Annotated in this window: 13 protein-coding genes and 1 pseudogene; 8 read left to right on the top strand and 6 right to left on the bottom strand. The window is 69.8% G+C overall.

Translation table 11 applies throughout. The features are described 5' to 3' along the window. From AC3XYG_RS09455 to AC3XYG_RS09465, 3 genes and pseudogenes are all read right to left on the bottom strand, one after another. Positions 1 to 1009: pseudogene (locus tag AC3XYG_RS09455) on the bottom strand (acetate--CoA ligase family protein); the annotation flags it as partial. Positions 1010 to 1057: 48 nt separating this feature from the next. Then, the gene (locus AC3XYG_RS09460; RefSeq protein WP_489139571.1) at positions 1058 to 1381 is read right to left on the bottom strand and encodes a CoA-binding protein; all 324 of its coding nucleotides are present in this window, start codon (positions 1379 to 1381) and stop codon (positions 1058 to 1060) included. Continuing rightward, positions 1381 to 2535: an acyl-CoA dehydrogenase family protein gene (locus AC3XYG_RS09465; RefSeq protein ID WP_489139572.1), complete on the bottom strand. Its 1155-nt coding sequence runs from the start codon at positions 2533 to 2535 to the stop codon at positions 1381 to 1383. The genes AC3XYG_RS09460 and AC3XYG_RS09465 overlap by 1 nt, the downstream gene beginning before the upstream one ends. Positions 2536 to 2622: 87 nt before the next feature. Here AC3XYG_RS09465 and AC3XYG_RS09470 point away from each other — a divergent pair, with 87 nt between their 5' ends. Beyond that, on the top strand, positions 2623 to 3570 hold the full coding sequence (locus AC3XYG_RS09470; RefSeq protein WP_489139573.1) for a GlxA family transcriptional regulator: 948 nt from the start codon (positions 2623 to 2625) through the stop codon (positions 3568 to 3570). On the opposite strand, the gene AC3XYG_RS09475 is transcribed toward AC3XYG_RS09470, so the two are convergent. After that, positions 3539 to 4534 (bottom strand): nitrilase family protein, encoded by a 996-nt coding sequence (locus tag AC3XYG_RS09475; RefSeq protein ID WP_489139574.1) that lies wholly within the window; start codon positions 4532 to 4534, stop codon positions 3539 to 3541. The genes AC3XYG_RS09470 and AC3XYG_RS09475 overlap by 32 nt on opposite strands. A 74-nt stretch (positions 4535 to 4608) precedes the next feature. Here AC3XYG_RS09475 and AC3XYG_RS09480 point away from each other — a divergent pair, with 74 nt between their 5' ends. Further along, positions 4609 to 5262 (top strand): LysR substrate-binding domain-containing protein, encoded by a 654-nt coding sequence (locus tag AC3XYG_RS09480; RefSeq protein WP_489139575.1) that lies wholly within the window; start codon positions 4609 to 4611, stop codon positions 5260 to 5262. Positions 5263 to 5272: 10 nt separating this feature from the next. On the opposite strand, the gene AC3XYG_RS09485 is transcribed toward AC3XYG_RS09480, so the two are convergent. Together AC3XYG_RS09485 and AC3XYG_RS09490 are read right to left on the bottom strand one after the other, a co-directional pair. Continuing rightward, positions 5273 to 6313 carry an aldo/keto reductase gene (locus AC3XYG_RS09485; RefSeq protein WP_489139576.1) on the bottom strand — a complete coding sequence of 347 codons (1041 nt, stop codon included), beginning with the start codon at positions 6311 to 6313 and terminating at the stop codon, positions 5273 to 5275. Between the two features lie 107 nt (positions 6314 to 6420). Then, positions 6421 to 7047 carry an arylesterase gene (locus AC3XYG_RS09490; RefSeq protein ID WP_489139577.1) on the bottom strand — a complete coding sequence of 209 codons (627 nt, stop codon included), beginning with the start codon at positions 7045 to 7047 and terminating at the stop codon, positions 6421 to 6423. A gap of 67 nt (positions 7048 to 7114) precedes the next feature. Between AC3XYG_RS09490 and AC3XYG_RS09495 the strand changes: the two genes are divergently transcribed. From AC3XYG_RS09495 to AC3XYG_RS09520, 6 genes are all read left to right on the top strand, one after another. Beyond that, positions 7115 to 7873: an ABC transporter ATP-binding protein gene (locus AC3XYG_RS09495; RefSeq protein WP_489139578.1), complete on the top strand. Its 759-nt coding sequence runs from the start codon at positions 7115 to 7117 to the stop codon at positions 7871 to 7873. Beyond that, positions 7870 to 10389, top strand: coding sequence for an ABC transporter permease (locus AC3XYG_RS09500; protein ID WP_489139579.1), 2520 nt, complete (start codon positions 7870 to 7872; stop codon positions 10387 to 10389). Before AC3XYG_RS09495 ends, AC3XYG_RS09500 begins: the two co-directional genes overlap by 4 nt. A 91-nt stretch (positions 10390 to 10480) precedes the next feature. Further along, complete coding sequence (locus AC3XYG_RS09505) at positions 10481 to 11236, top strand: Bax inhibitor-1/YccA family protein (RefSeq protein ID WP_489139580.1); 756 nt, start codon at positions 10481 to 10483, stop codon at positions 11234 to 11236. Between the two features lie 78 nt (positions 11237 to 11314). Continuing rightward, positions 11315 to 11986 (top strand): fused DSP-PTPase phosphatase/NAD kinase-like protein, encoded by a 672-nt coding sequence (locus AC3XYG_RS09510; RefSeq protein ID WP_489139581.1) that lies wholly within the window; start codon positions 11315 to 11317, stop codon positions 11984 to 11986. A gap of 57 nt (positions 11987 to 12043) precedes the next feature. After that, positions 12044 to 12328 carry a type II toxin-antitoxin system Phd/YefM family antitoxin gene (locus AC3XYG_RS09515; protein WP_489139582.1) on the top strand — a complete coding sequence of 95 codons (285 nt, stop codon included), beginning with the start codon at positions 12044 to 12046 and terminating at the stop codon, positions 12326 to 12328. A gap of 5 nt (positions 12329 to 12333) precedes the next feature. Next, positions 12334 to 12663 (top strand): type II toxin-antitoxin system RelE/ParE family toxin, encoded by a 330-nt coding sequence (locus tag AC3XYG_RS09520; protein WP_489139583.1) that lies wholly within the window; start codon positions 12334 to 12336, stop codon positions 12661 to 12663. Positions 12664 to 12689 lie beyond the last annotated feature (26 nt).

Here is a 12689-nt window from a genome sequence, read left to right on the forward strand (position 1 = left end):
TCTCGCGCATCACATCACCCACCGCCGCCGCCACGGCGATGGCCGCCAGCGCATCGTCGATGCCCAGCAATGGCGCGACGCCGGCCGCGACCAGGGCCTCGGCCCGGTCCTCCGGCAGCGCCTCGGGCAGGGAGGCGACCAGTGCCCCCATCCGCCCGGTGCGATGCGCGGCGGCGACCAGTGCCTCCAGCGACGGAAGCCAGGCGGCGTCGCTGCAGCGGTCGCCGCGCGGCAGGTCGAGGATCAGCAGGGTCAGGTCGAATTCCGCCGCCATCATCGCCGAGAAGGTCTCGGTCATGGCCGGGGCGTTGGCCCAGATGAAGGTGTGGTAGTCGAAGGGGTTGGACACCGTGACCAGCTCCGACACCGTCGCCGCCACCCCGGCCGTCTGCGCCGCATCCAGCGGCCGGAAGCGCAGCCCGGTGCCGAGCACGGCATCGGCGATCAGCGCCGCCTCGCCGCCCGAACAGCTCATCGAGGCGATGTCGCGGCCGGGCAGCGGGCCCACGACATGCAGCAGCTTCAGCGCCTCCATCAGCACCGGCAGCGAGGCGACGCGGACCACGCCGATGCGCTGCAGGAAGGCGTCCATCACGGCGTCGGCACCCGCCAGCGAGGCGGTGTGGCTGAGGGTCAGCCGCGCCCCTTCCGGCGACCGGCCGGTCTTCAGCGCCAGGATCGGCACGCCCTGCCGCCGCGCCCGTGCCGCGGCCTGGGCCAAGGCGGCGGGGTCGGCCAGCCCTTCGATGTGCAGGCCGATGGCGGTGACCCGGGGGTCGTCCAGGAAAGCCTCGACCATCTCGCCGAGGCCGGCCACCGCCTGGTTGCCCAAAGTCGCGACATAGGCGATCGGCAGGCCGCGCCTCTGCATCGTCAGGTTGATGGCGATGTTGCTGGACTGGGTGACCAGGGCGACGCCGCGCTCCACCCGCTGGCCGCCATGCTGGTCGGGCCACAGCAGCGCGCCGTCGAGATAGTTGATGACGCCATAGCAATTGGGGCCGAGCACCGGCATCGCCCCGGCGGCCGCGACCAGGCCTGCCTGCAGATCCGCGCCCTAGGCCCCGACCTCGGAGAAGCCGGAGGCGTAGCAGATGGCGCCGCCGGCGCCGCGCGCGGCCAAGGCCGCCGTGACCTCGACGGTGGCGTGCCGGTTGATGCCGAGGAACACGGCGTCGGGTGCCGCGGGCAGATCGGCGACGGAGCGGAAGGCGGGCAGGCCTTCGACCGTGTCGTGCTGCGGGTGCACCGGCCAGATCTCGCCGGCAAAGCCCATCCGCCGGCTCTGCCGGATCACCTCCGCCGCCGGCTTGCCGCCGATCACCGCGATCGATCGCGGCCGCAGCAGGCGGGAGAGGTCGAAGCGTCGGGGCTGGGTCATCACGCCCCCAGCGGCCGCAGCAGGTCGCGGGCGATGATGTGGCGCTGGATCTCGCTGGTGCCGTCCCAGATCCGCTCGACCCGCGCGTCGCGCCAGAAGCGCTCGATCGGCAGGTCGTCCATCAGCCCCATGCCGCCATGGATCTGCAGCGCCGCATCCGTGACCCGGCCCAGCATCTCCGACGCGAAGAGTTTGGCCTGGCTGATCGCCCGGTTGGCGTCCTGGCCCTGGTCGATGCGCCAGGCGGCGGACAGGGTCAGCCAGTCGGCCGCGTCGATCTCGGTGATCATGTCGGCCAGCTTGAAGCCGGTGCCCTGGAAGCGGCCGATCGGCTGGCCGAACTGCTTGCGCTGGGCCGCGTAACCGAGGGCCAGGTCGAAGGCGCGGCGGGCGCGGCCGACGCACATTGCCGCCACGGTCAGGCGGGTGGCGTGCAGCCAGGTGTTGGCGAGGTCGAAACCCCGTCCCTCCTCGCCCAGCATCTGCGCCGCCGGCACCCGGCAATCGTCAAAGGTCAGCGTCGAATTGTGGTAGCCGCGATGCGAGACCGAGGCGTAGCCGGGATGGATCCCGAAGCCCGGCGTGTCGCGGTCGACCAGCAGGCAGGAGATGCGCTTGCGGCCAGCAGCATCCTCGCCCGTCGCCACGAACAGGATGACGAAATCGGCGACATCGGCGTGGCTGATGAAATGCTTGGTGCCGTTGATCACCCAGTCGCCGCCATCCGGCCGGGCGCTGCAGCTCATGCCCCGCAGATCGGAGCCGGCATCCGGCTCGGTCATCGCCAGGGCGTCGACCTTCTCGCCGCGAACGCAGGGCAGCAGGTACCGCTCGCGCTGTTCCGGCGTGCCGGCGCACAGGATGTTGGACGGCCGCCCCCAGAACACCGACAGCGCCATGGACGCGCGGCCGAGTTCCCGTTCCAGCAGGGTGAAGGTCAGGTGGTCGAGGCCGCCGCCGCCGAACTCCTCCGGAATGTTGGGGGCATAGAAGCCAAGGTCGCGGACCTTGCGCTGGATCTCGCGGCCGACCTCCAGCGGCACCTGGCCGGTGCGCTCGACCTCCCGCTCCAGCGGCTGCAATTCGTGCTCGACGAAGCCGCGCACCGTGTCGACCACCAGCTGCTGCTCGTGGCTCAGTCCGAAATCCATCATCGCCTCCCAGGCTTTCCCGGAGGCTATTGCGGCCCTGGGGTCGCGGGCGATACCATTTCGGATCGGAACAATACGGAATCGGACTTCATGAGCGCGCCACGCCGGATCGCGATCCTGGTCCTCGACGGGTTCTCCAACCTGACCCTGGCGGCGCTGATCGAACCACTGCGCGCTGCCAACCGGATGGCGGGACGGCCTCTGTTCGCTTGGTCGGTGCTGAGCGAGGGCGGCGGTCCGGTGGCCAGCAGCAGCAATCTGCGGCTGGAGGCCGATGCCGCGATGGCCACGGCCGGCGAGGCGGACGACCTGTTCGTCGTCGCCAGCTACGAGGCCGAGGCCCGGGCGACGCCTGCGGTCCGGCGCTTCCTGCGGGCGGCGGCCCGTCGCGGCACCATCATCGCCGGACTGGAATCCGCGCCCTATGTGCTGGCCCTGGCCGGGGTGCTGGACGGCCACCGCGCCACCACGCATTGGGAAGATCTGCGCGACTTCGCCGAACGCTTCCCGGCCGTGGACGCCGTGCCCGACCGCTTCGTCATCGACCGCCGTCGCATCACCGCCGGCGGCGCGCTGCCGACGCTGGACCTGATGCTGGACCTGCTGCGCCGCGAGCAGGGCTTGAGCCTGGCGCTGGCCGTCTCCAGCACCTTCCTGTACGAGGGCGCGCATCCCGGCCACGACCCGCAGCACATGGTCGCCGCCGGAAGGCTGGCCTGGCAGGACCCGCTGCTGGTGCGGGCGATCCGGCTGATGGAGGCGAATATCGATGCGCCGCTGCCGGTCGAGGCGATCGCGGCCGAGCTGGGCATCGGCCCGCGCGCCCTGCTGCAGCGCTTCACCGCGACGCTGGGCACCGGCCCCAAGGCCTATTACGCCGAGCTGCGCCTGACCCTGGCCCGGCGCCTGCTGGAAAACACCGATCGCCCGGTCAATGATATCGCCGCCGATTGCGGCTTCGCCTCCGGCTCCGCCCTCGCCCGCGCCTTCCGCACCCGCTACGGCGTCAATCCGGCTGGGGCACGGCGGTTGGCCTGACGACCGGATCTGGCGAGAAGCGGGCCTGGCGGGGATCGAGCTCATGGCCCTGGCGTTCGGTCAGCAGGCCGTACAGCTCCGGCCGACGGCCACGGATCCAGCGCCGGCCGGTCGCCAGTGGCAGCAGGTCGAGGTCGAGATCGGCCACCACCATGGCGTCATCAGCCACGCCGGTCTCGGCCAGGATGCGGCCATAGGGGTCCAGCACCATGGCATTGCCGGTGCGCACCTCGCCGTCATCCTCGCCGACGCCGTTGCTGAACAGCAGGAACAGGCCGTTGTCATGCGCCCGCGCCGGCAGCCAGCGCATCAGCCAGCCGCGCCCCTTCGGCCCGGCGAACTCCGCCTCGATCGCCGCCGGATCCTCCTGCCGCCGGTGCCACAATGCGGGGTCGATCAGCCCCATGGCATGCGGGCTGCGCGAGGCACAGCCGCCGGTCTGGTGCGGCGCCAGCAGGATCTCCGCGCCCAGCAGCGCGGTGGCCCGCGCATTCTCCACCAGATTGTTGTCCCAACAGATCAGCACGCCCAGCCGCACACCCCAGGGCGTGTCGAACACGGTGTAGCGGTTGCCGCTGGCGATGTGGTCGCTTTCGAAGGCGTGCAGCTTGCGATGGCAGTGCACCGTGCCGTCCGGCAGGCACACCGCGTAGGAGTTATAGAAGCGGCCATCACCGCCGGCCTCGACCAGCCCGGCGCCGATGGCCATGCCGTGCTCGACCGCCAAGTCGCGCACGGCCTGGACCGACGGCCCGTCCGGCACCGGCTCGGCCAGGGCGGCGATGGCGTCGCGACCGAGATTGCGAACATGCCAGTAGCCGGTGATGCACATCTCCGGAAAGGCCAGGATCTGCACGCCATCCGCTGCGGCAGCTGCAGCGAAATGGCGGATGCGGGACAGGTTGTAGGGTTTGTCATCGGCGCGGTGGCGGAACTGGACGGTGGCGGCGCGCAGCAGGGTCATCACGGCCTCGCGGAATGTCGATGACGCGACTCTAGCTGCGCGACGGCCTGTGCGTGAGCTATCATCCCTGCACCATGCCCGATCGAAACCGCACAGCCCGGCTGGACTGGGACGATGTCCGCTACGCCGTCGCCCTGGCCCGCCACGGCAGCCTGTCCGCCACCGCCCGGGCGCTGGCGCTGGGCTTCCTGATCGACCAGCTGGGGGGCTTGCGGGCGCAGTGGCCCGATATCGACCTGGAACTGGTGCTGGAAACGCGGATCACCAGCCTGGCCCGGCGCGAGGCCGATATCGCCCTGCGCCTCGGCCGGCCGGCAGACAGCGCCCTGGTCGGGCGGCGGGTGGCGGCGATCGCCTATGCCGCCTATGCCGCGCCGGCAGTGGCGGCCACCGGCGGTGCACCGCCGCTGATCGGCGGTGATGGCGAGGATGCGGCGTCGGAGACGGCGTGGCTGATCCGTCGCCACCCCGGCCGCCGCATCGCCTTTTCCTGCGACAGCCAGCTGGCCCAGGCCGCCGCCGCCCGGGCCGGCTGGGGCGTGGCGCTGCTGCCGCGCTATCTCGGCGACGCCGATCCCGGGCTGGTCCCGGTCGATCTGGGTGCCTTGCCGCCGCCGCGCGAGATCTGGCTGCTGATCCGCCCCGACCTGACCGAAGTGCCACGCGTGCGGGCGGTGGCGGATTCGCTGGTGGATCTGTTCGCGGCGAACCGGGCGCTGTTCGGCTGAACCCCTGCCCTCAGGGGCAGGGGTTCGGGTAGGCGGTGTGGATCGCGTCGATGCCCTGCAGCACCTCGGGCGACAGCTTGAGGTCGGCCGCGGCGATGTTGGTGCGCAGATGGTCCATCGAGGTGGCGCCGATGATCACCGAGGTCATGAACGGCCGCGACAGGGCATAGGCGATCGCCATCTGCGCCGGGTCCAGCCCATGCTCACGTGCCAGGGCGATGTAGCGCTTTGTCGCCAGCTCAGCATTCGGCGTGTCGTAGCGCGACTTGCGGCGGTCGACGTCGCGGCGCGAGCCCGGCGGCACCTGGCCGTCGAGATACTTGCCGGTCAGCGTGGCGGCGGCGAGCGGGGCGTAGCCGAGCAGCCCGACATCCTCGCGATGGGCGCATTCGGCCAGCCCGACCTCGAAGCTGCGGTTCAGCATGCTGTAGGGGTTCTGGATCGAGACCGGCCGCGGCAGGCCCAGCCGGTCCGACGCCTCGACGAAGCGCATCAGGCCCCAGGGCGTCTCGTTCGACAGGCCGACATGGCGGATGCGGCCGGCCTTCACCTCATCAGCCAGCGCCGCCAGCGTCTCTTCCGGCGCGATGAAGGCTTCGCCTTCGTCATGGGCATAGCCGAGCTTGCCGAAGATGTTCACCGACCGGTTCGGCCAATGCAGCTGGTACAGGTCGATCCAGTCGGTCTGCAGCCGCTTCAGGCTGGCCCCGACCGCCGCCTTGATGTTCTTGGCGTCGAGCCGCGGCTTGCCGTCGCGCACATAGGCCATGTGCGTGCCCGGCCCGCTGATCTTGGAGGCGAGGACCACCTGGTTGCGCTTGCCGGTCTTGGCGAACCAGCTGCCGATGATCCGCTCCGTGCCGCCATAGCTCTCGGCCGTCGGCGGCACCGAATACATCTCGGCCGTGTCCCAGAAGGTGACGCCGCGGTCGAGCGCGTAATCCATCTGAGCGTGGCCTTCGGCCTCGGTGTTCTGCGTGCCCCAGGTCATGGTGCCGAGGCAGATCGCGGTGACATCGAGACCGGTGCGGCCGAGCGGACGCTGTTCCATCGAGAAGGACTCCGGGAGGCGGATCGGGGAATAGGTCGGACGAGTCAGCCCGATCTTCGCTCTATACCCGGAAATGCCGCGGCACGGAACCGCCCGCGGCGGTGGTTTTAGCTCGCTTTGGCGAAGCCCCCGGCCTTGATCAGATCGATCACCGCCGGGGTGATGCGGTCGACGATGATCTTCACGCCCTCCGGGTTGGGGTGCAGGCCGTCGGCCTGGCTCAGCGCCGCCTGGGTCGCCACCCCGTCGAGGAAGAAGGGATACAGCGCCACGCCATGCGCCTTCGCCAGGTCCGGATAGATCGCATTGAAGGCCTGGCCGTAGGCGGTTCCGAGATTGGGTGCGGCCAGCATGCCGGCCAGCAGCGTCGGGATCTTAGCCTCGCCCAGCCGGGCCAGGATCTTGTCGAGATTGGCCTTGGTCGACGCCGGGTCGATCGCCCGCAGCATGTCGTTGGCTCCGAGTTCGACCAAAGCGAGGTCGGGCTTGTCCGCCAGCGCCCAGTCCAGCCGGTCGAGCCCGCCGGCGCTGGTGTCGCCGGAAACGCCGGCGTTCAGCACCTTGACGTCGTAGCCCTGCGCCTTCAGCGCCGCTTCGAGCCTGGTCGTGAAGCCATCCGCCTCATTCAGGCCGAATCCCGCGGTCAGGCTGTCGCCGAGCGCCATGATGCGGATGGTGCCGGCCCGGGCCGGGCCGGCCGATCCGACCGCGAGGCCGAAGGCGAGAGCCAGCAACGCCGCATTGAAAAGGCGCCGCGGGGTGCCATTTGTCCGAAGTTGACGGAAAGACCACGGAATGCGCATGGACGGGACTTCTCCTGCACCGCCGACCGGCACTTCGGCGGCATCGGATGCGCCGCCGACCATCCAGCTGACGGATGTGCACCTTGAATTGGCGAGTGCGGCGGGTCCCGTCAACATCCTGCGCGGCATCGACCTGGGCATCCGCGCCGGCGAGGTGGTGTCGATCGTCGGTCCTTCCGGCTCCGGCAAGTCCAGCCTGATGATGCTGATCGGCGGGCTGGAGCGGCCGACCAAGGGCCGCATCGCCGTCGCCGGGCGCGAGCTGACGGCGCTGGGAGAGGATGCGCTGGCGCTGTTCCGCCGCGACCATGTCGGCATCGTGTTCCAGAACTTCCACCTGATCCCGACCATGACGGCGCTGGAGAACGTCGCCATCCCGCTGGAATTCGCCGGCACCGCCGACGCCTTCGACCGGGCGGCCGAGCGGCTGCGCGCGGTCGGGCTGGGCCATCGCCTGACCCATTATCCCGGCCAGCTGTCGGGCGGCGAACAGCAGCGCACCGCCCTGGCCCGTGCCTTCGCCGCCGACCCCGACGTGATCCTGGCCGACGAACCGACCGGCAATCTAGACGGCGAGACCGGGCGGCAGGTGATCGAGCTGATGTTCGGCCTGTCGCGCAAGCGCGGCGCCACCCTGCTGCTGATCACCCACGACCCGGCGCTGGCGGCGCGCTGCGACCGCATCATCCGGCTGGTCGATGGGCTGATCGTCGAGGATGGCGATACCGGAGCCGCCGCCCTGGCCCGGCTGCGATGAGCCTGCACGTTGCCGCCCGCCTGGCCCGGCGCGAGCTGCGCGGCGGGCTGAAGGGCTTCCGCATCTTCCTGGCCTGCCTGGCGCTGGGCGTCGGCGCCATCGCCACGGTGCAGTCAGTCGCCGACGGCATCCACCGCAGCATCGCCGAAGACGGCCAGGCCATCCTGGGCGGCGATGTCGAGATCCATCGCCTGTACCAGCCGGCCACGGCGGAGGAGCGGGCGAAGTTCGACGCCGCCGGCCGGGTGTCGCAGGTGGTCGAGACCCGCGGCATGGCCCGCAACCCGAAGGACGAATCGACCACGCTGGTCGAGCTGAAGGCGGTCGACGCCGCCTATCCCCTATACGGCCAGGCCGTGCTGGCCGAAGGCGGCGACCTGCAGGCGAAGCTGGCGCAGCAGGACGGCGTCTGGGGCGCCGTCGCAGACCCCGGCGTCGCCGAGCGGCTGGGCCTCAAGGTCGGCGACAGGATCTCGGTCGGCGAGACGGTGCTGCAGCTGCGCGGCACGATCGACCGCGAGCCCGACAAGGCCGGCGGCGGCTTCTCGATCGCCCCGCGCCTGATGATCGCGGGCGCGGCGCTGGAGACCAGCGGCCTGATCCAGCCGGGATCGATGCTGTCCTACGACTATCGCGTGGCGCTGCCGCGCGGCAGCAACGCCCGTGAATTCGCCGACGATCTGCGGGCGCAGTTCCCCGATGGCACCTGGCGGGTGCGCGACGACCGCGATGCGGCGCCGTCGCTGCGCCGGACCATCGACCAGCTGACCATGTACCTGACCCTGGTCGGCCTGACCGCGCTGCTGGTCGGCGGCGCCGGGGTCGGCAACGCGGTGCGCGCCTGGCTGGATGCGCGCTTGGCCACCATCGCCACGCTGAAATGCCTGGGCGCGCCCGGCCGGGTGATCTTCGAGACCTATCTGCTGCAGATGCTGGTGCTGGCGGGCCTGGGCATCGCCATCGGCCTGGCCATCGGCGCCGCGGCGCCGTCCCTCGTTTCCGGCCTGATCGACGGGATGCTGCCGGTCGACGCCCGGATCGGCGTCTATCCCGGGGCGCTGCTGCTGGCCGCCGGCTTCGGCCTGCTGACCGCCCTGACCTTCTCGCTGTGGCCGCTGGCCCGGGCCGCCCGGGTGCCGGCGGCGGCGCTGTTCCGCGACCGGGTGTCGCCGCACCATGGCCGACCTGCCGCGATCTTCATCGCCGCCACCGGGCTGTGCGGCGCGGCGCTGGCCGGCTTGGCCGTCACCACCGCGGCCGACCCGAAGCTGGCCGCGATCTTCGTCGCCGGCGCGATCGCCGCGATCGCCCTGTTTTACGGCACAGCACTCGGGGTGATGGCGCTGTCGCGCCGGGCGCCGCGGCCGCGCCGCCCCGGCCTGCGGCTGGCCCTGGCCAATCAGCACCGGCCGGGCGCGCCGACACCGCAGATCGTGCTGTCGCTCGGGCTCGGCCTGACCGTGCTGGCGGCGATCGCCCTGATCCAGGGCAACATGGACCGGCAGATCCACGACACCCTGCCGGGCGAGGCGCCGTCCTTCTTCTTCATCGATGTCCAGAAATCGCAGAAGGAGCAGTTCGACGCCCTGATCCACGGCACGCCGGGCGCCACAGACCTGGCCGAGGCACCTATGCTGCGCGGCCGCATCGTGTCGGTGAACGGGGTGGAGGCGGAGAAGGCGATCATCGACGCCAGCAAGGCCAGCTGGCTGCGCGGCGACCGCGGCATCACCTACGCCACGACGATGCCGCCCAAGGACAAGCTGCTGCAGGGGCAGTGGTGGCCGGCCGATTACGACGGCCCGCCCCGGATCTCGGTGTTCAAGGACATCGCCGACATCTTCGGGCTGAAGCCGGGCGACCGCATGGTCTTGAATGTGCTGGGCCGCGACATCGAGGCCGAGGTCGCCAATATCCGCGACGTCGACTGGAACACGCTGGGCATGAACTTCACCCTGATCATGTCGCCAAAGCCGCTCTCCGCCGCGCCGCACACCTGGCTGGCCACGGTGAAGGTGCCGCCGGCGGCGGAGCCGGCGCTGCAGCGGGCGGTGACCGACGCCTTCCCCAATGTCACCACCGTGCGCCTGAAGGACGCGCTGGAGACGGTAAACGCGCTGTTGTCCCAGATCGGCACGGCGGTGCGGTCGACCGCCGGCGTCACCCTCTTGGCCGGCGCCCTGGTGCTGGCCGGGGCGGTCGCAGCCGGGCATCGCCGGCGGATCTATGACGCCGTGGTGCTGAAGGTGCTGGGCGCCACCCGCGGCGACATCATGCGCGCCTTCCTGATCGAATACGGGCTGCTGGGGCTGCTGACCGCGGTGATCGCCTGCGCGCTGGGCAGCATCGCCGCCTGGGGCGTGCTGACCTTCGTGATGAAGATCGACTGGACCTTCCTGCCCCTGACCTTGGTGGGCACCGCCGGGCTGTGCGTGGCGATCACGCTCGGATTCGGCTTCCTCGGCACTTGGGTCGCGCTGGGCCAGAAAGCGGCGCCGCTGCTGCGCAACGAGTGAACCATTCGACGCAGCCTCGACATGTTGTATCCTGACCCCGCGCTGCCAATATTTCAGCCGCGTGGTTCTTCACCACCCATAGAGGTTTAAGATGGCCTTCGATCCACAGGGCCGCTACGCGACGGGACAGGGCGCCAATGCGCGCACCATCGAGCGTGCGGCATTCGACGAGGGTCTGCGGCAGTACATGCTGCGGATCTACTGGTACATGGCCGGGGGCCTGCTGATCAGCGGCATCACCGCGGCCCTGGTGATGTTCACCCCGCTTGGCGGCGTGTTCCTGGCGGTCAATCCGTTCGGCCGGGTCGGCCTGACCGGGCTGGGCTGGGTCGCACTGCTGGCGCCGATCGGCCTGATCTTCTGGATGAGCATGGGCGTCCGCTCGATGAGCGCGTCCACGCTGCAGACGCTGTACTGGGCCTTCGTCGCGCTGCAGGGCATCGGCCTGGCGCCGATCCTGATGGCGTACACCGGCGAGAGCGTGGTGCGGGTATTCTTCATCACCGCGGCGTCCTTCGCGGGCTTGAGCCTGTACGGCTACACCACCAAGCGCAGCCTGTCGGCCTTCGGCTCGTTCCTGATCATGGGCCTGTTCGGCATCGTGATCGCCAGCATCGTCAACATCTTCCTGGCCTCGAGCGGCCTGGCCTTCGTCATCAGCGTGCTCGGCGTGCTGATCTTCGCCGGCCTGATCGCCTACGACACCCAGCGGCTGAAAGAGCAGTATGCCGAAGGGCAGGGCCATGAGGTCGAGACCAAGACCGCGGTGTGGGGCGCGCTGACCCTGTACCTGAACTTCCTGAACCTGTTCCTGTTCCTGCTGCGGCTGCTCGGCAACCGCAACTGACCGAACCGGTACCACTGCAGACAGCCCGGCGGTCTTTCCGCCGGGCTTCGTCTTTCCAGGCCGCCCATCGACATGGACATGACCGAAGCCGTTCCCGATCAGCCCCGTAAGGGTTGGGCCCGCCTGGCCGACGCGCTCGATAGCTGGGTCGTCGACCACTGCGTGTTCCGCACTTTCGTCAACACGCGGATCGAGATCGCGCCGGGCGTCTGGCGCTCAGGCCAACCCCTGCCCTACCAGATCCGCGGCATGGCGCGCGACGGCATCCGCACCATCATCAACCTGCGCGGCCCGCGCGACTGCGGTTCCTACCGCCGCGAGGCCGAGGCCTGCCGCCGCCATGGCATCACCCTGGTCGACCTGACGCTGAAGTCGCGCGACGCGCCGAAGGTCAGCGTGCTGCACCAGATCCGACGGGTGCTGGAGACGGCGGAACACCCGATCCTGTTCCATTGCAAGTCGGGCTCCGACCGCGCCGGGCTGCTGGCCGCCCTGTACCTGATCGCCCAGGAGGGCCACCCGCCCACGGAGGCCCTGAAGCAGCTGCACTGGCGTTACCTGCACTTCAAGAAATCCCCGACCGGCCTGCTCGACCGCTTCATCGAGGCCTATGCCGAAGCGAATGCGCGCGAACCGATCGCTTTCTGGGACTGGGTCGACACCGCCTATGACCGCAAGGCCGTGAAGGCGTCCTTCGTGCCCAGCGGCATCGCCACCATGATCGTCGACGGGCTGCTGGGGCGGGAGTAGCCGGCTTCCCGGAGGTCCGAATTCGGTCTATATTCGGACCGAAGCAAGGAGGCGCCCATGAAGCTGTCCGACCGCATCAAGCCGATCAGCTACCTGAAAGCCCATGCCCCGGAGGTGATCCAGGGGCTGCGGGAGGGGCAGGAGCCGTTCATCATCACCGTCAACGGCGAAGCCAAGGCAGTGCTGCAGGACATCGACAGCTACGAAGAGACCCAGGAAACGCTGGCCCTGCTGAAGATCCTGGCGATGGGCGAGCGCGACTATGAAGCGGGCAAGTTCCGGCCGGCCGAGGATGTCTTTGCCGATTTGGAAGCCCGCCTCGAGGCCCGTCTCAAGGATTGATCCCCGTGTCCCTGCCGGTCATCGTGCTGCGGGAGGCGGAGCGAGACCTCGAAAGCATCGTCGACTTCATCGCCGATCACGATTCGGCGGAGAATGCCCGTCGCATCCTCCAGTCCCTGAGCGATGCAATCCTCCGGCTGGCAAGCCTGCCGTCACGCGGCAACACTTCGAAGGAATTGCGCGCCCTCGGTCTGACCCAGTTCCGCGAGGCCCACTACAAGCCCTACCGCATCATTTATCGGGTCCGCGAGGACGCAGTGGTCGTGCATTGCATTGTCGACGGGCGCCGCGACATGCAGAGCCTGCTACGGCAGCGATTGCTGCAAACGCCCTGACCCAAATGAAAAGGGCGCAGCCTCGG

This window comes from Inquilinus sp. (assembly GCF_057815775.1).